Here is a 24,671-nt window from a genome sequence, read left to right as displayed (position 1 = left end):
GCGCGGAATGCGGAATGAAGTAGCGGCTCTCCCCCACCCCGGCCTGTACCCGTTCACGCCCCACACCTTCGACCGCAGCGGCCTCCACCTCAGCTACCTCGACGAGGGCGCCGGCGACCCCGTCGTCATGGTTCACGGCAACCCGACGTGGTCGTTCTACTTCCGCAACCTCGTCCTCGCGCTGCGCGACAAGTACCGCTGCATCGTGCCCGACCACATCGGCTGTGGCCTGTCCGACAAGCCGCCCGAGTCGCTCTACGACTACGCGCTGAAGTCCCGCGTCGACGACCTGGAGGCGCTGCTGGAGCACCTCGGGGTGCGCGAAAACGTCACGCTCGTGGTGCAGGACTGGGGCGGCATGATCGGCATGGCCTACGCCGCCCGCCACCCGGAGCGCGTGAAGCGGATCGTCGCCACGAACACGGGGGCGTTCCCGCTGCCGGCGTCGAAGCCGCTGCCGGTCACGCTGCGGGTCGGCCGCAATTCGCGGCTCGGGGCGTGGCTCATCCTCAAGCGGAACGCCTTCTGCCGGGCCGCGGCGCGGTGGTGCGTCACGCGACGGCCGCTGCCGCGGGACGTGCGTTCGATGTACCTCGCACCCTACGACACGCCCGAACACCGCGTCGCCGTGCTGAAGTTCGTGCAGACCATTCCGTTGTCGGAATCGGACCCCGGCTACGACATCGTGCGTGACACCGCGTTGTCACTGGAGCGGTTCCGCGGGGTGCCGACGCTGCTGCTGTGGGGGATGAAGGACTTCGTGTTCGACAAGCACTTCCTGGCCGAGTGGCAGCGCCACTTCCCGCACGCCGAGACCCACACGTGGCCCGACTGCGGGCACTACCTGCTCGAGGACGCCGGCGACGAGGCGATCGGGAAGGTCAAAGAGTTCCTGGCGAAGCACCCGCTCGGCTGAAGCCTCAGGCTGCGTCACCCGTTCAGCTCGCGCACCGGCGCCCGGTCGTCGAGGAGGTGCATCGGCCGGCCGGCGTGGTCGGGGAGCGTCGTCGCCGGGTCGATGCCGAGGTGCCGGTACAGGCTCGACAGGACGTTCGCCGGCGTGTACGGCACCCCGCGCGACCGGCCGCCGTGGCCGTCAGTGTCGCCGATCACCTGGCCGACGCGGAACCCGCCGCCGAAAACCACCGCCGCGCCGGCGTCCGGCCAGTGGTCGCGGCCGTCGCCGCGGCTCACCCGCGGGGCGCGGCCGAACTCGCCCCACACCACCACCGCCACGTCGTCCTGCAACCCGCGGTCGTACAGGTCGGTCACGAGCGCGTGAACGCCGCGGTCCAGTTGCGGCAGCTGGTCCTTGTGGTCGATGAAGTTCTTCTCGTGCGTGTCCCAGTCGCCCACCTTCAGCGTCACCACCGCGACGCCGGCCTCGGCCAGCCGGCGGGCTTGCAGGAACGTCTCGCAGTACTTGCCGTACCGCTCCCGCGCCGCGAGCGGCTCCTTCGACAGGTCGAACGCCTCGCGCACCCGCGGCGACGCCACCATCTCCAGCGCTCGTTGGGCGTGTGAGTCCAGCGCGGCCATACCGCCGGTGTGGTCTAGCTCGCGGTTGATGGTGTCGAAGCGGCGGAGCAGGGCGGTGCGGTCGTTCAGCAACTCCGTCGAAACGCCGCGCGCCGGGCTGAGGTTCGCCAGCCCTTCGCGCCGCGGCACGAACGGCCGGTGCGCCGGCCCGAGGTACGTCGGCCCCTCGTTGTCGTAGAGCTTCGGCGGGTCGTACATGAGGCTGACGTACGGCGGCAGCCCGCCGGCCGGGCCGCGCAAGTGGCTGACCACGGAGCCGAGGACGGGCCGCCTGCCGCGGTCGGGGAAGCCGGTCAGGATGTAGTGCGGCGTGTGGTCGCCGATGTCCACGGAGTGGATGCCGCGGATGACGGCGAGCCGGTCGGCGAGTCGCGCCTGCAACGGCAGGTGCTCGGTGAAGCGGACGCCGGGCAGCGCGGTCGGGATGGTGCCGAACTCGCCGCGGATCTCGGCCGGGGCGTCCGGCTTGGGGTCGTAGCTGTCGATGTGGCTCGCCCCGCCGCGGAGCCACACCATGATGACCGACTTGGTGCGCGGCGCGCCGGCGTCACGGGCGCGGAGCACGTCGGCGAGTGTCAGCCCGCCGAAGGCGAGCCCGCCGACGCGCAGCACCTCGCGGCGGGTGATTCCGTCGCAAAGCCGTGTGGGCCGGCCGTATACGCTCAGCATGGGTGTGCCCTCGACGTGGCAGGATGATACCACAGCCTGCCGACGGCGTCACGATTTGTGCGGCATGTTCCACTTCTGGAGCCCGCACCCCGGCGGCGCCAACTTCGCCCTCGCCGACGCCTCGGTGCGGTTCCTGCGGTACGACGCGGACGCGGTGATGCCGGCGCTGGCGTCCCGCGCCGGCAGCGAGGCCGTCAACGCGGGGGGTTGAACCGCCAAGACGCCAAGACGCCATTACCGGACAAGCCACTGAATCGAGAAAAATTGGGTCGTGGTTAAGTTGGCGACGTGGCGCCTTGGCGGTTCAACTTCGCTGCAAACCGGAGGGCGTGCTTTGCGTGCGGCGGCGTGCCTGAGCGGACTCGCGGAGGTGGTGTGCGGCGTCCTGGCCGTCGTCGAGTACCGCCGCGAGCAGCGGATGAACGAACCCGAGCCGCCGTGGGTAGTGGCGCCGGAAGTCCTCGACGTGGGCGAGGTGCCCGTCGGCGACCGCGTGCTGACGTTCGAGATGACCAACCCCGCCGACCGGCCGCGGCGGATCGTCGGCCTGAACGAGGGGTGCGCCGGCACGGTGTGCATCCGGTCGCGGCACCACGGGCAGGTCACCGTCGGCCCCGGCGAGACGTTCCGGTACGAGTGCGACCTGAAGGTCCGCGAGCCCGGCCCGTTCGACCTGCGGATCGCCGTGTTCCTGGAGGACGGCGGCATCCGCACCGTCGAGATCGGCGCGAGGGGGACCGGCCGGTAGCGGTCGCACGCCGGGCGGCGCGGCCGGCGCCGGTGGGTCGTAGAATCACCCCGCGTGTCCGCGCCGGAGCCGGGGAGCCATGACCACCGCCCGAACGTCGCCGCTGCCGGCCGTGGTCCTCCTCGGCGTGTTCGTCGCGGCCGTGGCCGCCGGCGGGTGGTTCCTGTTCCGCACGCCGGCGCCCGAGCCGCCGCCGGTCGAGCCGGACGAACCCGAAGTCGCCCACGGCCCGCCGCCGCCCGACCCGCGCGTGACGTTCGCCACCGACTTCCGCAACGTCCGCCCCGACGCCCGCTACGTCGGCGACGCCGCCTGCGCCGCGTGTCACCCCGCGGTCACGGCCGCCTACCGCAGTCACCCGATGGGCCGGTCGGCGGCGTGGGTCGGCGGCGGCGGCGGGCCGGTGGAGCGGTACGACGCCGCGGCGCACAACCCCTGCAAGGTCGGGCCGCACGAACTCGCCGTCGAGCGCGACAAGGACCGCGTCGTCCACCGCGTCCGCACCGCCGTGGGCGACTACGTCGTGCCCGCGGACCTGGCGATCGGCTCGGGCACGCGCGGCCGGTCGTACCTCACGCTCGATCACGGCGCGGCGTGGCAGTCTCCGGTCAGCTGGTTCACGCCGGACGGCGGCCGCTGGGACCTGTCGCCGGGCTTCGACCTGGCCGGCAACGGCGGCCGCCGACCGGTCATCGCCGGCTGTCTGTTCTGCCACGTGGACCGGGTCGAAGCCGTGGCCGGGGCGGTGAACCGCTACCGCGAGCCGGTCGTGGCGCCCGAGCCGTCCGTCGGCTGCGAGCGCTGCCACGGGCCGGGGTCGCTTCACGTCGCCGAGCGAACCACGGGGCCGGCGACTGCCGGCCGCGACACGTCGGTCGTGAACCCGAAGCACCTGCCGCCCGCCCTCCGCGGCGCGGTGTGCGAGCAGTGCCACCTCCAGGGGCAGGCCCGCGTCGCCCGCCGCGGCCGCGACGTGGCCGAATACCGCCCCGGTCTACCGCTCGAACTGTTCGTCACCGTGATGGTGCGGCACCCGGACCTGGTCGAGGCTCGGCGCTCGGTCGGGCAGGTCGAGCAGATGGAAAAGAGCAAGTGCTTCACCGGCAGCGGGGGGGCGCTCGGCTGCGTCAGCTGCCACGACCCGCACGCGGTGCCGGCACCGGCGGCGAAGGCGGCGTTCTACCGCGGCCGCTGTCAGACGTGCCACGAGTCGCGGCCGTGCGTCGCCCCGGCGGCCGAGCGGGCCGCGCGCGCCGACAGTTGCGTGGCGTGCCACATGCCGCGCGGCGACAGCTCGAACATCGTCCACGCCAGCGTGACGAACCACAGCGTGCCGCGCCGCCCGGTCGCCGACACGCCGCCGCGCGGCTTCACGCCGGGGACCGACCCGCTCGTCACCTTCCGCACCGGGCCGCACGCCGTGGCCGGCCTCGAAGCCGACCGTGCCGTCGGGATCGCCCTGGCCGAATTGGTTGGCGCCGCGCCGTCGTCGGGAAAGGCATCGCTCGCGGCCTCCGCAGCGGACCGGCTGGCGGCGGCAGTGGAAAAGTGGCCCGACGACACCCACGCGCGCGTGGCCCGTTCGATCGCGCTGGGCGTGGCCGGCCGCGACCCCGAACGGCTCGCCGAAGCGCGCTCGGCAGCGAGAGGCGCACCCGAGTCGGAAGCGGCGCTCGCGGAACTGGCGGCGGCCGCGACCGCGGCGGGGCGCTACGACGTGGCGGAGGAAGCGGCTTCGGCGTGGGCGCGACTGACACCTTCGGCGGTCGAGCCGCTGTTGGCACGGGGCACCTCGCGCGGCTTGCGCGGCGACTGGCCCGGGGCGGAAGCCGACGCGCGGGCGGCGCTGGTGCTGAACCCGATTCACCCGCGGCCGAGGTTGCTGCTGGCCGCCGCCCGCCAGCGCCAGGGCGACGCGGCCGCCGCCCGCCGCGAGGTCGACGCCGCACTCGCCCTCTACACCCGCCCCGACGCCCGGCAGGCCGCGTCCGACTGGTACCTGCTACTCATCCGCCGGTGACCCCGGCCGGCGGCAAGCGGCTCAGATGGAGCCGCACCAGATTCAGCGCGAACTTCGCCGTGCGACTCATCACCTCGGCCCGCGTGCCGAGCCACCCGTACCGCGCCGCCTCCGTGCCGCCGGCGTGTGCCAACGCCACGTACGCCGTCCCCACCGGGTCCGCGTCGGTGCCGCCTCCCGGCCCGGCGAAGCCGGTCGTGGCCACGCCCAGGTCGGTGCCGAACTTCGCCCGCACGCCCTCGGCCATCGCCCGCGCCACCGGCTCGCTCACCGCCCCGACCCGCGCCAGCAGCTCGCGCGGCACGCCCAACTCGCGGGCCTTCACGTCGTCCGTGTACGTCACCGCCGCGCCGCGGAACACGTCGCTCGCCCCCGGCACGAGGCACACGCGGTGCGCGACCAGCCCGCCGGTGATGCTCTCGGCGCTCGCCAGCGTCACGCCGCGCTCCTTCAACTCGCGGACGACCACGTCCTGAAGCTCCTCGTCCTCGGCGCCGAACACCAACTCGCCGAGCCGCTCGCGGACCGCCTGCTCGACGGGGGCGATCTGCGCCTGTGCCTCGGCCAGTGAGCCGGCCGACGCCAGGATGCGGAGCGAAACCACGGCGTCGCTCACGGTGATGCCGACCTCGGGGACGTGCCCGCGGCGGGTCAGGTCGGCGACCTTGTCCTCGACGGCCGACTCGCCGAGGCCGAACGTGTTCAGCTTCCGCTGCACGACCACGCCGCCGCCGACGCCGGCCCGCAGCAGCCGCGGCTTCACCTGCTCCTCGAACATCCGGAACATTTCGCTCGGCACGCCGGGCATCGCCGCGATCGTGGAGCGCCCGATCCGCATCCACACCCCGGGTGCGGTGCCGGCGGCGTTGAACAGCACCTCGGCACCGACCGGGAGCAGCGCCTGCACGCGGTTCCGCTCCGGCATCTCGCGGCCGCGGCGGGCGAACATGCCGCGGATGTGCGCGAGCGAGTCGGCGTCCTCCACGAGCGGCACCCCGGCGACGGCGGCGATGACCTCGCGGGTCAGGTCGTCCTGCGTCGGCCCGAGCCCGCCGGTGGCAAGAACCAGGTCGGCCCGCTCGGTGGCAGCGCGGAAAACCGCGACGTTGTCGGCCAGGTCGTCGGCGACGGTGGTGTGGAACCCGACGGCGATGCCGATCTCGGCGAGCCGGCGGCTGAGCCACTGGCCGTTCGTGTCGAGGTTCTGGCCGCTGGTGATCTCGCTGCCGATCGACAGAATCTCGGCCTTCATGGGGTGTCCCGGGTCACAAGAGTTCGCGGCCGATGCCCTGCTGGCGGGCCAACTCCAGCACGCGGGCGGCGACGGCCACGTCCTCGATGCCCAGGCCGAGCGACTTGAACACCGTCACGTCCGCCGGCGACTCGCGGCCCGGGTACTTGCCCACCAGCAGCGGGCCGAAGTCGAACACGTCCGCCCAGCTCAGCACGTGCTCGTTGATCGGCGCCACCAGGTCGCCGGCCTCCAGCCGGGCCTGCTCCTTGCTGTCGACCGTCACCACGGCGGCGCGACGAAAGACCTCCACGTCCGCCTCCGCCCGCGACAGGAAGTTCGAGCCCGCGAGGTTGACGTGGCAGCCGTCCGCGAGCCACGCGCCGTTCAGCACCGGCTCGCGAGCGTTCGTGACGGTGATGACGATGTCGAGGCCGCGCACGGCCTCTTCCGCGGACGCGACGGGCACGACCTCGACGCCCGTCTCGGCGGTCAGTCGCGCGGCGAAGGCGGTGCGGCGGTCGGCGTCGCGGCCGTACACCTTCACCTGCTTCAGAGCCCGCACCTTGCACACCGCCAGCACCTGCGTGCGGGCTTGCTTGCCGGTGCCGATGCAGCCGGCAGTCGCGGCGTCGGCGCGGGCCAGTTTCTTCGTCGCCACGCCGGACGCGGCGCCGGTGCGGAACTGGCCGAGCAGGTCCGCCTCGATCAGTGCCGACATCTCCCCCGTAGCCGGGTCGAACAGCGTGACGTGGAAGCGGGCTGGACCGTCGCGCGGGGTGGTGTAGGCCTTGAAGCCGACGGCACCGAGCGTCTTGGCCGCGGCGGGGAGGACGTGCAGCATCAGCCGGTCGGTCTGGCAGCGGCGGCGCGGCACGTTCTCGGCCTCGTCGCACCCGAGCTTGCGGAACGCGGCGGCGACCGCGTCCAGCGCCAGGTCCATCGTCAGCAGCCGGCCGACCTCGGCCTCGGTCAGGTACAGCATCGTCGCACCCCGGTGGGCGGTTCAGTCACACCGCGGTGGCGAGCCACTCGCGGAGCTTGCCGAGCCCCGCCTCGATCGTCGGCCGGCCGGTGGCGAACGACATCCGGGCGAAGCCCTCCGCGCCGAACGCGGAGCCGGGCACGAGGTTCACGTGCGCCTGCTCCAGCAGCGCCGCGCAGAACGAGAGCGAGTCCGTGACCGGCTTGCCGCCGAAGCTCTTGCCGAAGAAGTGTGACACGTCGAAGAAGGCGTAGAACGCCCCCTCCGGGTTCGGCACCACGAGGCCGGGGATGCCGTTCAGCAGCTTCAGCGTCAGCTCGCGGCGGGCGGCGAACTCGGCCCGCATCTCGGCGACGCACGCCTGCGGGCCGTCGAGCGCCGCGATCAGCGCGGCCTGGCTCACGCTCGACGGGCAACTCGTCTCCTGGCTCTGGATCGTGTCCATCGCCTTCACCACCGCCGCGGGGGCCACGCACCAGCCCATCCGCCAGCCCGTCATGGCGTAGCTCTTGCTCGCGCCGCTGACGGTGATCGTCCGCTCGCGGAGGCCCGGCTTCAGCGTCGCCACGCACGTCGGGCTCGCGGTGCCGTAGGTGAGCTGCTCGTAAATCTCGTCACTGAGGATGGCCACCTCGGGGGGCAGGGCGTCCACCACGGCCTCGATCTCGGCCCGGGTATAGACGCTGCCGGTCGGGTTCGACGGCGAGTTGAGCATCAGCATCCGCGTCCGCGGCGTCAGGGCCGCGGCGACCTGCGCGGGGCTGGCCTTGAAGCCGCTCGCCGCGGTCGTGTTCACCAGCACCGGCGTCGCGCCCGTCATCGACACCAGGTCGGAGTAGCTCACCCAGTACGGGGCCAGGATGACGACCTCGTCGCCCGGGCCGACGGTGGCGGCGAGGGCGTTGTGGAGCGAGTGCTTGGCCCCGTTCGAGACGATGACGTTCTCCGGGCCGAACTCGTAGCCGTACACCCGCTTGTACCAGCGGACCACGGCGGCCTTCACCTCGGCGGTGCCGGCGGTCGGCGTGTAGTGCGTCTGGCCGCCGAGTGCGGCCTTCTCGGCGGCCTCGCAGATGTGCTTCGGCGTGTCGAAGTCGGGCTCGCCGAGGCTGAAGTCGAACACCTTCACGCCGGCGGCCTTGAGTTGACGGGCCTTCGCCCCCGCGGCTATGGTGGCGGACGGCTGGATCGACGCGGCCAGCTTCGACGTGCGGATCATGTCGCGGGTCACCCGTGAGGGTCGGTTGAGGGAGCGGCGGGCCAGTGGATCATCCTACGTCGCCCCTGCGCGTCGCCCACTTCGTCCAGCGCTACCCGCCCGCGGTCGGCGGGAGCGAGGCGTACTTCGCCCGGCTGGCGGACTACCTGACGGCGCACGGGGACGCGGTGACGGTGTTCACCAGCTCCGCCGTCGGACTCACCGACATGTGGCGAGGTTCGCGCGAAATCGCCGAGCCGGATGACGGACCGGTGACCGTTCACCGCTTCCCGCCGCTCGCGCTCCCCGGCCGGCGCTACGTGCTGAAGGCCGCGTCGCTCGTGCCGGTGCGCCGCTGGCAGGCGCTGACGGCCCCGTGCAACCCGGTCTGCCCCGCGATGTGGGCCGCGGCCGGCCGATACGCAGAACCACTCGACGCGGTCCACGCCACCGCCTTCCCGTACTCGTTCCCGATCGCCTGCGCGCTTCGACTGGCGCGGCGCCGCGGCGTGCCCTTCCTCATCACGCCGTTCCTCCACACCGGGGACCCCACCGACCCCCACGACCGCACCCGCCGGCAGTACACGACGCCGCACCTCCGCTGGCTGCTGCGACAGGCCGACCGCGTGTTCGTGCAGACCCGCGTCGAGCGTGACACCGTGGTGTCACTCGGCGTGCGTCCCGAGCGTGTCGTGTTGCAAGGGCTCGGCGTCGATGCCGCGGAGTGTACCGGCGGCGACCGCGCTGCGGCCCGGCAGGCGTGGCGCGTCGGCCCGGGCGAACCCGTGGTCGGGCACCTGGCGAACGCCAGCGTCGAGAAGGGTACGGTCGACCTGCTCGACGCCGCGGCCCGGGTGTGGGCGACGGGGAAGGACTTCCGCCTCGTCCTGGCCGGGCCGGAGATGCCGAACTTCCGCGCCGCGTGGGATCGCTGCCCGCACCGGGACCGCGTCGTGCGGCTGGGCGTGCTGTCGGAGGCGGCGAAGCGCGACTTCTACGCCGGAATCGACGCCTTCGCCCTGCCGTCGCGGTCGGACTCGTTCGGGCTGGTGCTGCTGGAGGCGTGGGCGAACGGCAAGCCGAACCTCGTCTACCGCGCGGGCGGGCCGGCGGAACTCGTGCGCGATGAGGTCGACGGGTTGCAGGCGCGATGCGGTGACGTGGCCGGGCTGGCGGATCGGTTGCGGCGGCTCGTGTGCGATGCCGGGTTGCGCGTCCGGCTCGGCGAGGCCGGACGGGATCGCGCGGGGCGGGAGTTCCGCTGGGCGGACAAGCTGGAGATGGTGCGGCGGGAGATGTTGGTATTGCGGCGCGGTTCGCCGACCTAGCCGACCCCTTACGGGACCGGCTCAAAAGCGGTACGACTACGCCGCGGCCCGTCGCGGCCGCTCGGCGGACCGGCGGCCGCGAGCCGCGGGGCGGACTTCGGCGCACCCCAGCGTGTACGCCCCGCACGACGGGCACGGCCGGCTCTCGACGGACTGCCCCTCGTACGCGCTCAAACTCCCCGGCTTCTGCCAGCGGAGACCGCACGACGCACACGCCACGGTGTAATGACTCACGAGCTGGAACCCGGTATGTGAACCGCCCGACTCCGCCGGGCGGGCTGAATCAGTAAGTCGGGCGGGTAAGCCGGTATCCTTCGGGAAATCCCCGGAATCCGTGGCCCACCCAGACCGTCCAGACCGACACCGGCACCCCGAATTCGGTGTGTACCACCTGAAACGGTGGCTCCACCTGCTCGAAGACCCGGTCGGCACCTGGAATTTCTTCCCCGACGTAAAGAAACGACCGGCCGCGGAAGGCTTGCGCGTCGGCCGTCGGGTTCGGCCGCCACAGGTTGTACTGGCTGTGCCGGTCCTCCAGCGCCGGGCCGAACGAGTACGCCTCGGGCCGGCCGCGGCAGTAGAACGCCAATTCGCCCGGCACGTGCCACCGCACCCCGGCCAGCACGGGCTCCGTACCGGTTTCCTGCGCGATTCGACCGCGGACGCGGTCGATCTCGGCGGCGAGCGTTCGCCAGCCGCGGAGGCGGGCGGTCGGGTCGAAGCGGCGGACCGGCGTCGGGTTCGCTTCCGTCGCTTCCCCGGCGAGCGGGAGCAGTAGCGCCGGGTAGCGCACGACCACACTCACGACCAGCCCCACGACCGCGGTGCCCATGACCGTGTGCCGGAAGCCGTGCCGCCTCACCCACTCCGCAGCGAGGACGAGGCCGCCGACGTAGGCCGCCGCCGGCCAGTTCGGCTGCCCGGGGTTGCGTAGGCTCGCCACCAGGAAGACGCCCCACACCGGCACCGACGCCCACCACAGGAGTGACAGCCGAGTGTCAGTGGTGCGGTGGAACGACCACCCGGCGGCGGCGAAGGCGGCGAACCCGGTGCCGAGTAGCACCCCGCCCTGCGTTCCCACGAAGCGGACGGCGTTCAGCCCGTCGGCGCTCCGCGGCTTCACCCCGTCGCCGACGCCCGACTGCCCGAGCACGTGCCGCAGCGAGACCCAGTCGTTGGCCGCGTTCCACAGCACGAGCGGCACACACCCGACGCCCGTGAGCGCGACGAACAACCAGAAGCCGGGCCGCCGCAGTTCGTCGCGGCGCGTCGTGAGCAGGAAGCCCAACACGGCCGCGGGCAGGAGCAGCATCGGGTACTTCGCCAGCACACCGAGCGCGGAGCAGACGCCCGCCAGCAGCCACCCCCCGAGCGACCCGCGCTGCACGCCGACGAGCGCCCACGCCCAGCACGCCAGGAACGGCGGGTCGATCGTCATCAACACCGCGCCGGCGCTCACCGGCGGCAGCGTCATCGCCACGGCGACGGTGACGAGCGCCGCCCGGTCGTCGCGGAGGGTGTTGCGCGCGAGTACGAACACGGCGGCGAGGAGGGCCGCGCTCGACAGCACGGCGGGCAGGCGGACGGCGAACGCGGACGTGCCGAACAGGTCGCAACTGCCGCGGACCAGCCACGCGACCAGCGGCCCCTTGCTGTAGTAGCCCCAGTCCAGATGACGGGACCAGTGCCAGTAGTGGGCCTCGTCCGGGGACAGGTCCAGCGGGCAGAACCAGCCGAGGTACGCGAGGTTGAGCGCGACCCAGCCGAGAATCAGCAGCGCGGCGACTCGCAGGGCGGGCGGCATCCGGGGCTTCTACGCACTCCAGGGGGACGGCGTCAACCCGGAACCGCCGCCAGCAGCCGCCCGTACACCGCTCGTAGCGCCTCCCGGACCGGCGCCGCGCGGGCCGCGAGCACCCGCTGGTGCTCGACGTACTCCTCGCGGCCGTCCTTCGTTTCGATGCGGATCGGCTCGTACCCGTACCCGGTGAGGTCGTAGGGGCTGGCCCGCATGTCGATCGCCCGCGCCGCCGCGGCCAGCTCGAATGAGTCGGCCGTCACGCCCGACGGGCAGAACGGCGCCACCTTGTACGCGAACCGGTACAGGTCCATCGTCACGTGGACGCAGCCCGGTTGGTCGTGCTCGCTGGTCGCGGCGCGCGTCAGTTCCAGTCGGTTGCGGGGAACTGCGTCCGCGGTGAAGAAGCGGAAGGCGTCGTAGTGCGTGCAGCGGAGCGGCTGGCTCTCGACGACGGCGTCGGTGTCGGCGCGCGACAGCCGCAGCGGCACGTAGGGGTGGCGCACGTTCGGGTCGCGGTACACCATCGCCCACTCGTGCAGCCCCAGGCACGCGAACGACGGCTCCCGCGCCGCCACCGCGTCCAGGTACGCCGCCGCCCAGCGGAGGTATTCGACCCGATGCGCCGGGAACGCGGCCGCGGGTAGGAGCAGCCCGCCGTCCGCGGGCTCGAACTCGCTCCACGCCAGCTCGCCGGGTGACGCACCTTCCAACAGCACGTCCGCGCCGGGGGTCCAGCGGAGGAGGTGGGCCGGGCGGAAGCTGTAGTACTCGAACAGGAAGTCGTGGACCGGGTGCTTCTCGCCGCGGCTCGCGCGACGGATACGCTCGTCGGCGAGGGGGCGGAGGCGGGCCAGGTCGCCGGCGCGGGCGGCCTCCCACGCCGGGCGCGGCAGCACGGCCGGTTGGCGCGGTCGAATCGGTTGCGCCGCCGGTCCCGCCGTCACGATCGCCCCTCTCCACTTCCCTTCGCCATCTTACCGGGGTGTAATACACCCGACTCGCCCCCGAGCCCGCCATGCCCGTCGCTCCCTCCCAGCCGGCCCCCGTCCGCGTCCTCCTCGTGGACGACCAGCCGATCGTCGGCCAGACCGTCCGCCAGATGCTCGCCGGCGAGCCGGACGTGGCGTTCGAGTACTGCGCGGACCCCGCCGCCGCCCTCGACGTGGCCGCCGAGTTCCGCCCGACCGTCGTCCTGCAAGACCTCGTGATGCCCGACGTGGACGGGCTCCTGCTCGTCAAGTTCTTCCGCGCCAACCCGGCGACACGCGACGTGCCGCTGGTCGTGCTCTCCAGCAAGGAGGAGCCGGTCATCAAGGCCCGCGCCTTCGCCCTCGGCGCCAACGACTACATGGTCAAGCTCCCCGACAAGCTCGAAGTCGTGGCGCGCGTGAAGTACCACTCCCGCGGCTACACCGCGCTACTGGAGCGCAACGAGGCGTACCGCCGGCTCGCCGAGAGTCAGAAGGAACTCGCCGCGGAGTTGCGGCAGGCCTCGCGGTACGTGCAGTCGCTGCTGCCGCCGAAGCTCACGACGGGGTCGGTGCGGATCGACTGGCGGTTCGTGCCGTCCACGCAGCTCGCCGGCGACATGTTCGGCCACCACTGGCTCGACGCCGACCACCTCGCCGTCTTCCTGCTGGACGTTAGCGGTCACGGCGTCGGCTCGGCGCTGCTGGCGGTGTCGGTTTGCAACCTGCTCATGGCGAAGTCGCTGCCGGACACCAACATCCGCGACCCCGCGGCGGTCGTGTCCAAGCTCAACGACTCGTTCCCGATGGACCGGCAGGACGGGAAGTACTTCACCATCTGGTACGGCGTCTACCGGCCGGCCGACCGCACGCTCACGTACTGCAACGCCGGTCACCCGCCGGCGCTGCTGTGCCACGCGGGGCAGGTCGAGCAGCTCGCCGCCGACGGCCCCGCGGCCGGGATGATGCCGGGCATGCCCTACGACAACCGCACGGTGCCCGTGCCGCCGGACGCGCGGCTCGTCGTGTTCAGCGACGGCGTCTTCGAGATCGAGGTGGCCGCGACCCGGCAGATGTGGCCGTTCGAGGACTTCCTCGGCTACCTCGGGGGTCTCATCGGCCGCGAGGGGATGATCGAAGAGCAGCTGGCGCACTCGCGTACGCTGAGCGGCCGGGAGACGCTGGACGACGACTTCTCGATGATGGAAGTGTGCTTCCCCGCCGGGGACCACGAGGCGAAGCGCAAGAAGAAACCCCCCGCGGAGCGGGGGGCATAACGGGGCGAGAATTAGCCCTTCCGGCTCGCGCTGCCGCCGTCGTTGAGCGCCCCCGGTTGCTGTCGGGAGTGCTCGCCGGCGGTCGCGTAGCCGCCGAGTCGGCGCTTCGGGTCTTGCTCGTTGAAGTCGGCCCCGGCCGGCGCTTCCGACGGGGTGAATTCGGAGTCGGTCCCCGGCCCCGTCTGCCGCTGGTTGCCCGGCGGGACCGGTGCAGGGCCGCCGTGGTGCTTCTTACACATGCGTTAATCTCCGGGCGACGTTCCGCCCGGAGATTAACGCAAGCGCCGTGCCGTCGCGGCTACTTCTTCGCCTCGGGCGCACCCGCGCCCTTACGCTTCGGCGGCCCCTGGCCGGCCGGCGGGGCCGGCCCCAGGTCGGGGTTCGGCGTCGAATCACTCCGCTTGTCGCCGCACCCGGCCGGGAGGAGGATCACACCCCCGGCCAGGAGCCAAAACTGTCGACGGGTCGGTCGCACGGGTTCGGCCTCCAGGGTGGGTCAGTTCAGCGGGGCGAGGTCGCCGTCGGCGCGGCTGGCCAGCGCCTCCAGCACCGTCACGCTCGGGATGCCGTTGAAAGTGCCGACGACCGCCGTGCCGGCGCTGTACGTGATGAACCGCACGCTGCCGTCGCCGAACAGCCACATGCTGCCGCCCGTGTGAAGGCTCCAGAAGTGGCTGAAGTGCGAGTCGTCGTTCAGGTTACCCGGGCGGTAGAAGTCGAAGAGCGACGGCGCGCTCGGGTTGTACAACACCTCGCGGACGCCGAGCACCACGTCGCCCGCGCCGAACGCGCTCTCGTCGTACCCGGCCCCGGCCCACTGCCAGCCGTACTCGAGGCTGTTGGCCGGCGGCCGCTCGCCGACCATCACCGTGTTGCTCGTGCCGTCGATGATGCCGGTGAAGGTGACCCCCGAGTTGACGTACAGCAGGCCGTTCTGCCCCGGCCGGGTGCCCCCGCCCTGCGTCGAGGGGTAGGGAACGCCGACCTTCCACGTGTGCCGGCCGACGACGCCCAGGTAGTCGGTCAGCGCCGCCTTGTTGTTGGCGTTGCCCGGGTCCGTCCACACCAGGTCGGCGCGCGGGTCGGACGGGCACTTGAAGCCCTTCACCGACACGCCCACGATGGTCTGGGTGGTGCCGGGGAAGTACTGCCACCACGGCCACCCGGCCCCCGACCCGCTCATGTTGGCCTTGCTCTGAACCGTGCCCTGCTCGATGTGCGGGGCGATCCGCATCATCCACGACCAGAACGGCCCTTCGGCCGGGTAGGAGCTGCCCTTCGTGCGGCCGCCCGGAGGGTCCTGCATGTGGGTCGGCCCGTTGTACGGGCCGTACCACGTGGTGCCGATCTGGTGCGCGGAGGGCAGCCGGCCGACGGTGTCGTGGTGAGAGTGGAGGGCGATGCCGATCTGCTTCAGGTTGTTCGTGCAGCTGATCCGCGCGGCGGACTCGCGGACCTTCTGCACCGCGGGTAGCAAGAGCCCGATCAGGATGGCGATGATGGCGATAACGACCAGCAACTCAATCAGTGTAAACGCGAATCGCGTACGTCGGGTAGCCATGTGCGAACTCCGGATGCGAGATAGGACCGGATGAACACAGACGGGAACTCGGTCGGGCGGATGCGGCGAGTTCGAGACGGTCGATGCGAGTCGAGTCTCGAGCGTCCAACCCAACCTAAACCGAGATTACCCATCTCTTCGAGTCGTTGTCAACAAGGCAAGTCCGGTGCCTGACAGGGTTTGCGGACGTACCGATTGGCGCAACTCGTTCTAGGCATTCGCGTTGAAGCCGAAGACGGGTCGAGCCCGGGGCGCGAAAATTTTGTGAAAAATGAGTTGGAGCGCGGCTTTTCATGCACGGAAAAGCAGCGGAGCGGCCAATTGGCGGGGTGGAATCGAGCCCGAACCCGATCAGCGCGCCAGCCGTGTCACGCGCGTCGCGCCGTCCTGGAGTTCGAACCGGTAGCCGTCCGGGAACGCGTCCGCGAACTCCTCCTGATGGCTCACCAACAGGATGCAATGCAGGTGCCCGCGGAGGTTTTGCAACTCCTGGATCATCACCTGCCGCCCAGCCCGGTCGAGGCAGCCGAAGCCCTCGTCGATGATGACGCTCTCGATCGGCCGGTGCTGCCGGCCCGCGTACTGGCCGATGCCCAGCGCCAGCGCCACCGCCACCCGAAAGCGCTGACTGCCGCTCAGGAATGCCACATTTATGGGCGACCCGCCGGTGACGCGGTTGGCGCACTCCAGGTCGAGTGCCTTGTCGGCGCCCGTGCCGTCCTCGGTGCCGACGAGCTTCAAGAACAACTGCCCGCCGCTGAGGCGGTCGAGTACGGCGTTGCCGTAGTCCACGATCTGCCGCTCGGCCTTCCGCACGAGGTGGCGCTGGAGCCGGTCGCGGCCGAGGAGTTCCGCGAGCGCCTTGTAGCGGGCGTGACTGAGGTCGGCGTCCTTGTGCTGGTCGGCCAGGTCGCCGCGGCGGCGGCGAAGGTCTTCGAGGCCGGCGTGGTCGCGCTGGGCCGTCAAGAGGTCGCGGGCGGCGGCGTCGGCGGCGCTGCGGGCCGCGGCGACTTCCGCCTTCACCTCGTCGGGGTTGCGTCGCGCCTCGGGCGGGAAGGTGTTCGCCTCGGCGTCGAGCGTGGTGATCTCGGCGCGGAGCGAGTCGAGGCCGCCGCGTGCGGCCTGGAGCTTCGTGAACTTGCCTTCGGTGTCCGCGGCCGTGAGCGCCTCCAACTCGTCGGTCCAGCGGGCGCGCTCGGCCATGCCGGCGTCGGTGGCGGGCTTGCGCCACTCGGCCGGCAGGTGCTTCAGCGCCCGCTCGATCGCCTCCTGGCTGTGCTTCCGCGTCACCTCTTCCGTCTGGAGCGAGCCGGCGAGAGCGGTCAGGTCGTTCTCGGCGGCGGAGAGCTGGCGGGCGAACCGTTCCGTCTCGGCCTCCGCGGCGGTGATGCTGACCTTCACGCCCTTCAGGTGGTTGCCGACGGCCTGCTCCTCGCCCTGGGCCGTCGCGTGCTCCGCCCGCAGCGCCGCCGGGTCGCCGGCGGGGAGTGAGGCCCGCACCGCCGCCAGCCGCTCGCGCGCGGAGTCGAGTTTGGCGCGGACCGTGCGCGCGGCGTTGGCGTTGTCCTGGGCCGCCCGCAGCTCCCGCTTCGCGCCGTCGGCGCCCTTCGCCTCCTGCTCCAGCGCCGTGACGGCAACGCGGTCCGGGTACGTCGTCGCCGCCCAGTCGGTCGGCTGCGAGGGGCCGATCTTCTGCTTGTACGCCGGCGGCAGCGGGTAGTACGTGTTGCTGCACGACTCGCGCAGCCGGGCCGCTTCCGCGGCCGCCTGCTTCGCGTCGCCGGCGGCCGTCTTGTACTTGTCGCGCAGCTCGTCGACGCGGCCCCGCGTCTCGGCCTCGCGGGTGGTGAGGGTCGTTTCCTTTTCGCGTGCCGCCGCCGCCGCGGCCGCCGCCGCCGCGGCCTTCCGCTCGGCGACGGCGGCGTCCAGGTCGCGCTTCTTCCGCTCGCTCTCGAAGTGGGCCGGCGTCAAGTCCTGGCCGCAGGCGCGACACGTCTTCGCGCCGGTCAGCTCCTTGAACTCGTCGGCCAGCGCCCGCGCCTGCTGCGCGAGTGCCCGCGCCTCCGCGGCCGCGCCGTCGAGCCGCTCGCGCTCGGCACGCACCTTCTGGAGCTCCGCGGCGGTGGCGTCCAGTTCGGCGCGGAGCTTCACGCCTTCGGCTTTGAGCCGGACTTCGTCGGCGCGGGCGTCGGCCTCGCGGTGCGCCACCTGGATCAGCTCGGTGCGCTCGGCCAACAGTCGCGTCAGCAGCGGCACCACCTGACTGACGACGCCGAGCGCGTCGACGCGCTCCTGAGCCAGCCGCACGGCCGCGTCGGGGTCGGCGGGGTAGCGGGCCAGTTCGTCGGCGAGCCGAGTCGCCTCCGCCTCGGCGTCCTCGGCCTGCCGCACCTTCTCCAGCACGCCGGCGAGCTCGCGAAGTCGGCCGTTCAGTGACTGCTGCTTCGCCTCGCTCTCGGCCTGCGACTTCTTCAGCGCCAGGACCTTCTTCCGCGTCTGGTCGAGGGCGTTCTCCGCCTTGCGGCGCTCGTCGGCGACGCCGTCGCGTTCCGCGCTCAGGCGCTGGCTCTTGCGCTCCGACTCGCCGACGCGGCCGCGCTCGGTGACGATCACGCCGACGGCCGGGAGTACGTCGCGCAGCTCGCGCAGGCGGGCGAACTCGCGTTCCACCTTCACCGCACTGCCGAGCAGCGCCTCGGACTGGTCGAGCTTCGCCCGCGCCGCCGCGAGCGTCTTGGTCTTGTCGGCCCAGTTGCGGGCCTGAAGCTCGACCGTGACGAGCGAGTCGATCCGTTCCTGCGCCGCGGAGCGGGCCTCCTCCGCCAGTGCGATGCGGTCGCGGGCGGCCGCGAGCTCCTCGTCGGGGACGGCACGCAGGTGTTCGAGCTGGCCGGCGAGCGATTCGAGCCGCGCCTTCAGCTCGCGGCGCTTGTCGTCGGCCCGGCCGTGGAGCTTCTGGTACCGCTCCAGATCCACGATCCGCGCCAGCACGCTGGCCCGGCCGGCGGGCGTCGAGTCCAGCAGCTTCTCCGACTTCCCCTGCAGGAGCAGCACCGACGACGTGAACGTCTCGTAGTCGAGCCCGATGGTGTCGCGGACCCAGGCGTCGAACTTCGCCTTCAGCTGCGTGTCGGCGATCGGCTCCCACTCGACCTCGCGCGTCGCGCCGGTCTGCGTCAGCGAGGTCGGCGGCACGGCGCGGTACACCTGCTGCGTCCCGGCGACGCCGCTGGTGCGGCGGCGGACGGTGCGCTTGATGCGGTACAGCTGCTTCTCGACGGTGAAGTCGAACTCGACGGCGAGGGTGTTCGACTCCTTGTTGACGAGCTCGGTGGCGCCCGTGCTGCCGCCGCGGTGGTGGCCGAACAGGGCGAACGTGACGCCGTCGAAGATGCTCGACTTGCCGCTCCCGTTGGTGCCCGAGAGCATCCACAGGGGCGACCCGTCGAACCGCACCTCCTGCTCGTCCTTGTACGACAGGAAGCCGGACAGTTTCACGCGCTGCGGGATCATGTGCGGGTCGCCGAGCGGATGCAAGTTGGCCGCAAAAAGGCACAAAAGACACAAAAAATAAAATCAAAAATCAGTTCTATTTTTGTGTCTTTTGTGCCTTTTTGCGGCCATCCTGCCTGGGTTAGTTTTCGAACTCTTTCAGCAACTCGTCCGCCAGCGCCACGATGGCGTCGCGCTCGGCCTCGGCGTGGTTCGTGAGCTCCTGCTGCAGGTAGTCACGGACCGTCTCGCCGAAGCCGCGGGCCGGCCCCACCTCCGGGCCCGCGATCGAGTCGCCGAGTGCTCCGGCTTCTTGCCAGTCGCGCGCGTACCAGCGCGGGAAGATGGCGTCGAGGTCGGCGAGCACGTCTTCCAGCACGTCCTTCCCGGCCGTGTAGTGGATGTGCAGGTTCACCAGGTCGGTCTTCGCGTCCGGGAAGTCGGCCCGCAGCTGCGGGACATCCAGCCCCGGGTCGTGCACGGTGATCTCGTAGACCGGCGTCGCCGGCAGCGGCAGCGTCGCCGGCTCGCCGCGGAGCCCGCCGGGGCCGAGGTCCACGAGCACGACGCCCTTCTGGTCGGCCTGCTCGCCCAGGTCCATCCGCTCGATGCTGCCGGAGTAGCGGACGTGCGGCGCCGTCAGCGCCTGCGGCTTGTGGATGTGGCCGAGCGCGACGTAGTCGAACTGCGCGGCCAGGTCGTCGCCGTTCACCACCACGTCTTCCTCGGCGCTGAGCCGGAACAGCGACGGGCCGATGGTGCTGCCGAACATGTGCACGTGCGCCGACAACACGCTCGGGGCCGCGGGGTCGTAGCTCGGGTGGGCGCGGAGGGCCGCCAGCGCGTCGGACCACGCCTTCACCAGCAGGCGATTCTTCTCGTCGGGGCTGGCGTACTTCTGGCCGGCGTCGCCCTTCAGGAGGCGGTTCGGCGTCGGGTACGGCATCAGCACGAACTGCACTTCGGTGCCGTGCTCCCGGTCGGCGAGTTTGACGAACGTGGGGTCGGTGGCGAGGTACAGGCGGCCGGGCGGGATCAGCTCGCCGGGCTTCCCCACGGTCGGGGCCGCGAGCGACATGGCGTGGACGAGCGTCTGGCAGAAGTTCTCGTTGTCGTGGTTGCCGGTCAGGGTCAGGATGGTGCCGCCGCCTTCGAGGAACTCGCGGAACACGTCCTGCCAGTGGCGGATCGTCTCGCGCAGGGCGTCGGGGCGGGCCAGCTCGCTGAACAGGTCGCCGGCGACGAGTAACACGTCGACCGCTTCCTGCTCGCAAATCGCGCCGACGCGCTCGACCGCCCGGCGGAGGTCGTCGGTGCGGTCGATGCGGCCGAGGCGGTCGCCCAGGTGCCAGTCGGCGGTGTGGAGGAGCTTCATCTCCCGCCATTGTGCCGTCGGGCGGCCGGGGGCGGAAGGTCAGAAGGAGTCGAGGTCCTTCCAGTCGTCGGGCATGGTGTTGGTCAGCGCCTGGACGATGCTGACGACGCCGATGACGGCGAGCGTGACGCCCCCCACCAGCACCTTCCCGCTCCACTCCTCCTGCACGAGCGTCAGGATGAGCAGGAGCAAGCCCGCCACGATGGAGAGGAACCCGCAGCCGAGGTAGACCTGTTTCTGGGCGCGCTTGCGGCCCTCGCCGCGGCGCGACTTCCACCGCACCGGGCGCTCGCGGCGCGGGGCAGGTTCCGCCGCAGGCGGCGGCGCGTCGGCGTCGCGGACGGCGTAGTTCGCGGGCTCGGCCGAGTCGGGTTCCTCCGCCGCCGGCGCGGTCAACACGCCGCCGCAGGCCGGGCAGCGGACCTGCCGCCCGGCGGCGGTGTCGGGCACGCGGAGGAACTTCCCGCAGGCGCAACTCAAGAGGAGTGACATCGGCGGACCCACGTTTCGGCGAGCCGGGGGCGTCGGCTCCCGGGTTCTCGGACGTCGCGCAGTGCGAATCCGGCGGCCGGCGCCCCCGGCTCGCCGCGCGCCTGCTATTCTGGAGTCATCCCCCGAGGCCCGCCGCGATGCTCTACGAAGGCGACTTCCGCTCCCCGCCCGGCCGGTTCGCCCTGGTCGCGGCCCGGTTCAACGCCGTCGTCGTGGACCAACTCACCGCCGGCGCCCTCGACGCCCTCAAGCGGCACGGCGTGCCGGACGACCGCGTCGACGTGGTGAAGGTGCCCGGCTCGTTCGAGATCCCCGTGGTCGCCCAGCGGCTCGGCAAGTCCGGCAAGTACGCGGCGGTGATCTGCCTGGGCTGCATCATCCGCGGCGACACGGACCACTACGACCACGTCGCCGGGGCTGCCACCAGCGGCATCGCACGGGCCGGCCTGGACGCGGGGGTGCCGGTGGTCTTCGGCGTGCTCACCACCGACACGCTGGAGCAGGCCGTGCACCGGGCCGGGGCGAAGGCCGGGAACAAGGGCTTCGAGGCGGCGGTGACCGCGGTCGAGATGGTGAACCTGATGGCGCTACTCTGATCCGCCGCTTGCGGCGTAGCGAGGTTCACGCCGCTACGCCGCGAGCGGCGAGCTCATTCTTCCTCCTCGAAGAAGCGCAGCTGCCCTTCGAGCCGTATCGTGTCGGTCACGTCGCGGGCCACGGCGAAGATCATCCCCTCGCCGACGAGCGGCTTGGCCTGCCACTCGAACCAGTGGTACTCGCCGCGGGCGTCGCGGTAGCGGTTGCGGAACCGCACGCAGAGTTCGCCGCGGTTCAACCCCGCCACCACGGCCTCCGTCGCCGCCCGGTCGTCGGGGTGGACGAAGTTCACGAACGGTTCCGCCAGCAGCGCAGCCGTTGGGTGGCCGAGGATGCGGCTGAAGTTGGCGTTCACCCGGCGGAAGTGGCCGTCCATGCCGGCGATGCAGAACAGGTCCGGCGTCAGCTCGAAGAACCGCACGAGGTCGCGCTCGGCCCGGCGGAGGTCGTGCGACAGGCACTCGGCCAGCGCCGCCGCCAGCACGCCCGCGTTCCTCGGCCGGTCGACCGGCTCCGGGGCCAGGCTCCGCTTGCACAGCGCCACGAGTTCCGGGTCGGCCCCGACGGCGTCGAGCCGGGCGAAGCCTTCGGCCAGGTCGGCCCGCGCGGCCTGCTTGTACGCCGAGCGCGCGTCCGCGCCGGCGTACGGCGGCGCCCCCGTGAGGATGTTGCACAGCAGGCCGCCGAGGGCGAACACGTCGGTCCGCTCGTCCATCTGGTCGAGGTTCCCGCGGGCCTGCTCCGGCGACATGTACGCTGGCGTGCCGAGCACCCGGCCGAACCGCGTCTGCAGGTTCGTGGTGTCGTCCTGGGTGTCGCCGTCGGCGCTGGGCTCGGGGCACGGAACGCCGACCGGGCTCTGCGGCAGCACCTTCGCCACACCCCAGTCCATCAGTTGGACGAGGCCCAGCGCCCCGACCATGACGTTGTCCGGCTTGATGTCGCGGTGGATGACGCCGCGGGAGTGGGCGAACGCCACGCCCTCGCACACCTTTTCGAACACCTTGAGGAACCGAGACCGGTCGTGCCCCGGGTCCGGCCGCGCCGCCAGCAGCGTCTCCAGCGTTTCACCCTCGACCAGGCGCATGACGTAGAACGGCCGGCCGCCGGCGCAGCAGCCGGTGTCGTAGACCGGCACCACCGACGGGTGCTGCAGCGACGCCGTGATGCGAACTTCCTCGGCGAACCGCCAGCGGAGCTCGGCGCGGTTCAGGTGCTCGTCGAGGAGCATTTTGATGGCGACGGGCCGGCCGAACAGCGTGTCGCGGCCGCGGAACACGGCCCCCATGGCGCCGCGGGCGATTTCCGCGTGCGGGTGGTAACGGGTGCCCGTGTCCGGCAGCGGGGCCGGGAGGGACGGGGCGGTCGACGTGCCCGGGCCGAGGGGGAGGGTCGCGGCGGCCGGGGCCAGCTCGTCGGGCGGCAGAAAGTCGCCGTCGGCCGTGAAGCCGGCGGGGAGGTCGGAAAGGGTCATAGGTCACCGCATCCGAACCATTCTTGGTCGGCAGTGGGGCGTTCCTCCTGATGCCCCGCCGTGGGCGAATTCCGTAGTGGCTACATGCTGACGAACAACCGTGGTGTTGTCAAACCCTTGTCCGGATTTTTCTCAGATGCCGGCGCAACCGGAATTTCCGCTAACACCCCACCGCTGAGGCGCGTTGTTCCGCGAACGGGGGCCCAATGCCCCTTGCTCGCCTTCGCTTGAGGAGGTCGTCGCGTGAAGGTCACGTCACTCGGCGGGGCAATGCTCACGTTCGCCCTGGGCTTCGGGCTGGCGGCGTCACCCGAGGCGGCCGGCCGCCGCCGTCGCTTGCGGGGGTGAAGCGGCCCGCGTACACTACCCGCCTTCCCCATCCCCGCACGGAGGCGGCCCACGTGGACGAGCTTTCCCTGGTCACCGGCGGCGCCGGCTTCATCGGCTCCCACCTCGTCGACGCCCTGGTGAAGGCCGGCCGCCCGGTCCGAGTCTTCGACGACTTCAGCACCGGCCTCCGCTCGAACCTCGCCCATCACGCCGGCCGCGTCGAGGTCGTGGAGGGGAGCCTGACCGACCCCGCGGCGGTCGCTCGCGCCGTACAGGGGGCGGGGGCCGTGTACCACCTCGGGGCGCTGGCGTCCGTGGCCCGCAGCGTCGAGACGCCTGCCGTGTCGCACGCCGCCTGCGCCACCGGCACCCTGAACCTGCTCGACGCCGCCCGCCGCGCCGGCGTCCGACGCGTGGTGTACGCCGCCAGTTCCAGTGCCTACGGCGGCAGCACCGGTGACGGCGGCCAGCGGGAGGATCAGGCCGTGGCCGCGAAGTCGCCGTACGCCGCGGCGAAGCTGGCCGGCGAGCTCTATTGCCAGGCGTTCGCCCACACGTACGGCCTGGAGACCGTCCGGCTGCGGTTCTTCAACATCTTCGGCCCCCGCCAGCGCTCCGACAGCCCGTATTCGGGCGTCATCGCGCTGTTCACTGCGGCCATGAGCCGGGGCGAGGCGCCGACCGTCCACGGCGACGGAAACCAGTCGCGGGATTTTACTTTCGTGGCGAACGCGGTGCAGGCACTGATGAAGGCCGCAGAGGCGCCGGAGGCCAGCGGCAACGTCTACAACGTGGGCACGGGGCGGACGGTGTCGGTGCGGGAACTCATAGCGGCGCTGAACCGATTACTGGGCAAGGATTTGGAGCCGACCTACGGTGCCCCCCGCGCCGGCGACGTGAAGTTCTCCCGTGCGGACATCAGCCGTACTCGGAGCGACCTGGGCTACGACCCGGCCGTGAGCTTCGAGGACGGCCTGCGCCAGACGGTGAACGCATTCACCTCGGCGAATCCGAAGCCGGCTCGCGTCGTGTCCTGAGCCGTCAGGCAGCTTTCGCGTTGTCGTAACAAGCGACGTGAGTTGGTGTTATGGCGGAATATCCGACAATCGGCTGGTTCGAACCGACTTTTTTATGAGTCGGTGACATGTTTCCGCGACCCTACCCCCCGCGGCCGGAAACAATCATTTCTGTCCGTGCGACGCGGTGGGGTTGAAAAATCGGCGGATTGCTCAAGACCGGTCCGACCGGTGCCGATGATACAGGTGTGACCCGGAGTGAGGGGTCGGCCGGTGGCTCGGTTGGGGGATCGAGCCGGTCCGGCGGGGGAGATCAGTCCGGGAACGGAGGCGGGGTCATGGGGCGCAAGTTGATCCTCGGGGCGGTCGCGGCGGTCGGCCTGACGGCCAACAGCGGCTGCCTCCTGAACCAGTACAGCAGCGACCCGAACGTCCGCATGCAGCAGCTGCTGTACAACTCGGAAGACCTCCGCCAGATCGGCGCGGAGTGGCGGCGGTTCTGGTTCAACGACCAGCCCGGCCACCTGACGCCCGAGCGGATCCACGGCGGCATCATCTGACGTGACCGAA

At 71.7% G+C, this 24,671-nt stretch carries 23 protein-coding genes; 9 read left to right on the top strand and 14 right to left on the bottom strand.

The genetic code is table 11. The features are described 5' to 3' along the window. The first annotated feature begins 7 nt into the window (after positions 1-7). Complete coding sequence (locus ETAA1_RS20115) at positions 8-916, top strand: alpha/beta fold hydrolase (protein WP_145241608.1); 909 nt, start codon at positions 8-10, stop codon at positions 914-916. A 14-nt stretch (positions 917-930) separates the two neighbouring features. On the opposite strand, the gene ETAA1_RS20110 is transcribed toward ETAA1_RS20115, so the two are convergent. Next, complete coding sequence (locus ETAA1_RS20110) at positions 931-2,208, bottom strand: DUF1501 domain-containing protein (RefSeq protein ID WP_145241606.1); 1,278 nt, start codon at positions 2,206-2,208, stop codon at positions 931-933. On the opposite strand from ETAA1_RS20110, the gene ETAA1_RS20105 reads away from it, so the two are divergent. From ETAA1_RS20105 to ETAA1_RS20095, 3 genes are all read left to right on the top strand, one after another. Next, a complete protein-coding gene (locus ETAA1_RS20105) occupies positions 2,207-2,419 on the top strand; it encodes an H-X9-DG-CTERM domain-containing protein (protein WP_145241604.1) in 213 nt (70 codons plus the stop codon). The two genes, ETAA1_RS20110 and ETAA1_RS20105, sit on opposite strands and share 2 nt — an antisense overlap. A 123-nt stretch (positions 2,420-2,542) precedes the next feature. Continuing rightward, positions 2,543-2,956: a hypothetical protein gene (locus tag ETAA1_RS20100; RefSeq protein ID WP_145241602.1), complete on the top strand. Its 414-nt coding sequence runs from the start codon at positions 2,543-2,545 to the stop codon at positions 2,954-2,956. A gap of 79 nt (positions 2,957-3,035) precedes the next feature. Further along, positions 3,036-4,976 carry a tetratricopeptide repeat protein gene (locus tag ETAA1_RS20095; RefSeq protein WP_145241600.1) on the top strand — a complete coding sequence of 647 codons (1,941 nt, stop codon included), beginning with the start codon at positions 3,036-3,038 and terminating at the stop codon, positions 4,974-4,976. Here ETAA1_RS20095 and ETAA1_RS20090 read toward each other — a convergent pair. The 3 genes from ETAA1_RS20090 to ETAA1_RS20080 are packed head-to-tail and all read right to left on the bottom strand — an operon-like array spanning position 4,963 to position 8,423. After that, positions 4,963-6,228, bottom strand: coding sequence for a competence/damage-inducible protein A (locus ETAA1_RS20090; protein ID WP_145241597.1), 1,266 nt, complete (start codon positions 6,226-6,228; stop codon positions 4,963-4,965). The genes ETAA1_RS20095 and ETAA1_RS20090 overlap by 14 nt on opposite strands. Before the next feature lie 13 nt (positions 6,229-6,241). Further along, the gene (locus ETAA1_RS20085) at positions 6,242-7,192 is read right to left on the bottom strand and encodes an ornithine cyclodeaminase family protein (protein ID WP_145241595.1); all 951 of its coding nucleotides are present in this window, start codon (positions 7,190-7,192) and stop codon (positions 6,242-6,244) included. A gap of 25 nt (positions 7,193-7,217) precedes the next feature. After that, positions 7,218-8,423: a pyridoxal phosphate-dependent aminotransferase gene (locus ETAA1_RS20080; RefSeq protein WP_238389262.1), complete on the bottom strand. Its 1,206-nt coding sequence runs from the start codon at positions 8,421-8,423 to the stop codon at positions 7,218-7,220. Between the two features lie 32 nt (positions 8,424-8,455). Between ETAA1_RS20080 and ETAA1_RS20075 the strand changes: the two genes are divergently transcribed. After that, complete coding sequence (locus tag ETAA1_RS20075; RefSeq protein ID WP_145241592.1) at positions 8,456-9,718, top strand: glycosyltransferase family 4 protein; 1,263 nt, start codon at positions 8,456-8,458, stop codon at positions 9,716-9,718. A gap of 36 nt (positions 9,719-9,754) precedes the next feature. Here the strand turns inward: ETAA1_RS20075 and ETAA1_RS20070 are convergent, their stop codons facing one another. The 3 genes from ETAA1_RS20070 to ETAA1_RS20060 are packed head-to-tail and all read right to left on the bottom strand — an operon-like array spanning position 9,755 to position 12,415. Continuing rightward, the gene (locus ETAA1_RS20070; protein ID WP_145241590.1) at positions 9,755-9,952 is read right to left on the bottom strand and encodes a hypothetical protein; all 198 of its coding nucleotides are present in this window, start codon (positions 9,950-9,952) and stop codon (positions 9,755-9,757) included. Between the two features lie 49 nt (positions 9,953-10,001). Beyond that, a complete protein-coding gene (locus ETAA1_RS20065) occupies positions 10,002-11,522 on the bottom strand; it encodes an ArnT family glycosyltransferase (RefSeq protein WP_145241587.1) in 1,521 nt (506 codons plus the stop codon). Positions 11,523-11,554: 32 nt separating this feature from the next. Then, a complete protein-coding gene (locus ETAA1_RS20060) occupies positions 11,555-12,415 on the bottom strand; it encodes a 3-methyladenine DNA glycosylase (protein ID WP_238389261.1) in 861 nt (286 codons plus the stop codon). A 119-nt stretch (positions 12,416-12,534) separates the two neighbouring features. Between ETAA1_RS20060 and ETAA1_RS33690 the strand changes: the two genes are divergently transcribed. After that, positions 12,535-13,764, top strand: coding sequence for a SpoIIE family protein phosphatase (locus ETAA1_RS33690; RefSeq protein WP_145241585.1), 1,230 nt, complete (start codon positions 12,535-12,537; stop codon positions 13,762-13,764). A gap of 11 nt (positions 13,765-13,775) precedes the next feature. Here ETAA1_RS33690 and ETAA1_RS20050 read toward each other — a convergent pair whose 3' ends face one another. From ETAA1_RS20050 to ETAA1_RS20030, 6 genes are all read right to left on the bottom strand, one after another. Further along, the gene (locus tag ETAA1_RS20050; protein ID WP_145241583.1) at positions 13,776-14,003 is read right to left on the bottom strand and encodes a hypothetical protein; all 228 of its coding nucleotides are present in this window, start codon (positions 14,001-14,003) and stop codon (positions 13,776-13,778) included. A 59-nt stretch (positions 14,004-14,062) separates the two neighbouring features. Further along, positions 14,063-14,239, bottom strand: a complete 177-nt coding sequence (locus ETAA1_RS32220) for a hypothetical protein (RefSeq protein ID WP_202920282.1) — start codon at positions 14,237-14,239, stop codon at positions 14,063-14,065. Positions 14,240-14,260: 21 nt separating this feature from the next. Beyond that, positions 14,261-15,325, bottom strand: coding sequence for a DUF1559 family PulG-like putative transporter (locus tag ETAA1_RS20045; RefSeq protein WP_145244723.1), 1,065 nt, complete (start codon positions 15,323-15,325; stop codon positions 14,261-14,263). A gap of 351 nt (positions 15,326-15,676) precedes the next feature. After that, positions 15,677-18,838, bottom strand: coding sequence for an AAA family ATPase (locus tag ETAA1_RS20040; protein WP_145241581.1), 3,162 nt, complete (start codon positions 18,836-18,838; stop codon positions 15,677-15,679). Positions 18,839-18,959: 121 nt separating this feature from the next. Next, a complete protein-coding gene (locus ETAA1_RS20035) occupies positions 18,960-20,192 on the bottom strand; it encodes a metallophosphoesterase family protein (protein ID WP_145241579.1) in 1,233 nt (410 codons plus the stop codon). 39 nt (positions 20,193-20,231) lie between these two features. Further along, complete coding sequence (locus ETAA1_RS20030) at positions 20,232-20,684, bottom strand: hypothetical protein (RefSeq protein ID WP_145241577.1); 453 nt, start codon at positions 20,682-20,684, stop codon at positions 20,232-20,234. A gap of 137 nt (positions 20,685-20,821) precedes the next feature. On the opposite strand from ETAA1_RS20030, the gene ribH reads away from it, so the two are divergent. Then, the gene (ribH, locus tag ETAA1_RS20025; RefSeq protein WP_145241575.1) at positions 20,822-21,280 is read left to right on the top strand and encodes a 6,7-dimethyl-8-ribityllumazine synthase; all 459 of its coding nucleotides are present in this window, start codon (positions 20,822-20,824) and stop codon (positions 21,278-21,280) included. Positions 21,281-21,333: 53 nt separating this feature from the next. Here the strand turns inward: ribH and ETAA1_RS20020 are convergent, their stop codons facing one another. Next, positions 21,334-22,755 carry a protein kinase domain-containing protein gene (locus ETAA1_RS20020; protein ID WP_145241573.1) on the bottom strand — a complete coding sequence of 474 codons (1,422 nt, stop codon included), beginning with the start codon at positions 22,753-22,755 and terminating at the stop codon, positions 21,334-21,336. 401 nt (positions 22,756-23,156) lie between these two features. Here ETAA1_RS20020 and ETAA1_RS20015 point away from each other — a divergent pair, with 401 nt between their 5' ends. After that, complete coding sequence (locus tag ETAA1_RS20015; protein ID WP_145241571.1) at positions 23,157-24,122, top strand: NAD-dependent epimerase/dehydratase family protein; 966 nt, start codon at positions 23,157-23,159, stop codon at positions 24,120-24,122. A 317-nt stretch (positions 24,123-24,439) separates the two neighbouring features. Then, complete coding sequence (locus ETAA1_RS20010; RefSeq protein ID WP_145241569.1) at positions 24,440-24,661, top strand: hypothetical protein; 222 nt, start codon at positions 24,440-24,442, stop codon at positions 24,659-24,661. Positions 24,662-24,671 lie beyond the last annotated feature (10 nt).

The sequence above is a fragment of the Urbifossiella limnaea genome, from assembly GCF_007747215.1.
GTDB lineage: Bacteria > Planctomycetota > Planctomycetia > Gemmatales > Gemmataceae > Urbifossiella > Urbifossiella limnaea.
The sequence above is the reverse complement of the archived record's forward strand: the minus strand, read 5'-3'. Positions and strand labels throughout refer to the sequence as shown.

Coding starts and splice junctions, on each gene's coding strand:
- ETAA1_RS20110 (WP_145241606.1), bottom strand. CDS start 2,208: ATGCTGAGCGTATACGGCCGGCCCACACGGCTTTGCGACGGAATCACC.
- ETAA1_RS20105 (WP_145241604.1), top strand. CDS start 2,207: ATGGGTGTGCCCTCGACGTGGCAGGATGATACCACAGCCTGCCGACGG.
- ETAA1_RS20040 (WP_145241581.1), bottom strand. CDS start 18,838: ATGATCCCGCAGCGCGTGAAACTGTCCGGCTTCCTGTCGTACAAGGAC.
- ETAA1_RS20115 (WP_145241608.1), top strand. CDS start 8: ATGCGGAATGAAGTAGCGGCTCTCCCCCACCCCGGCCTGTACCCGTTC.
- ETAA1_RS33690 (WP_145241585.1), top strand. CDS start 12,535: ATGCCCGTCGCTCCCTCCCAGCCGGCCCCCGTCCGCGTCCTCCTCGTG.
- ETAA1_RS20045 (WP_145244723.1), bottom strand. CDS start 15,325: ATGGCTACCCGACGTACGCGATTCGCGTTTACACTGATTGAGTTGCTG.
- ETAA1_RS20010 (WP_145241569.1), top strand. CDS start 24,440: ATGGGGCGCAAGTTGATCCTCGGGGCGGTCGCGGCGGTCGGCCTGACG.
- ETAA1_RS20065 (WP_145241587.1), bottom strand. CDS start 11,522: ATGCCGCCCGCCCTGCGAGTCGCCGCGCTGCTGATTCTCGGCTGGGTC.
- ETAA1_RS20090 (WP_145241597.1), bottom strand. CDS start 6,228: ATGAAGGCCGAGATTCTGTCGATCGGCAGCGAGATCACCAGCGGCCAG.
- ETAA1_RS20050 (WP_145241583.1), bottom strand. CDS start 14,003: ATGTGTAAGAAGCACCACGGCGGCCCTGCACCGGTCCCGCCGGGCAAC.
- ribH (WP_145241575.1), top strand. CDS start 20,822: ATGCTCTACGAAGGCGACTTCCGCTCCCCGCCCGGCCGGTTCGCCCTG.
- ETAA1_RS20030 (WP_145241577.1), bottom strand. CDS start 20,684: ATGTCACTCCTCTTGAGTTGCGCCTGCGGGAAGTTCCTCCGCGTGCCC.
- ETAA1_RS20095 (WP_145241600.1), top strand. CDS start 3,036: ATGACCACCGCCCGAACGTCGCCGCTGCCGGCCGTGGTCCTCCTCGGC.
- ETAA1_RS20020 (WP_145241573.1), bottom strand. CDS start 22,755: ATGACCCTTTCCGACCTCCCCGCCGGCTTCACGGCCGACGGCGACTTT.
- ETAA1_RS20085 (WP_145241595.1), bottom strand. CDS start 7,192: ATGCTGTACCTGACCGAGGCCGAGGTCGGCCGGCTGCTGACGATGGAC.
- ETAA1_RS20035 (WP_145241579.1), bottom strand. CDS start 20,192: ATGAAGCTCCTCCACACCGCCGACTGGCACCTGGGCGACCGCCTCGGC.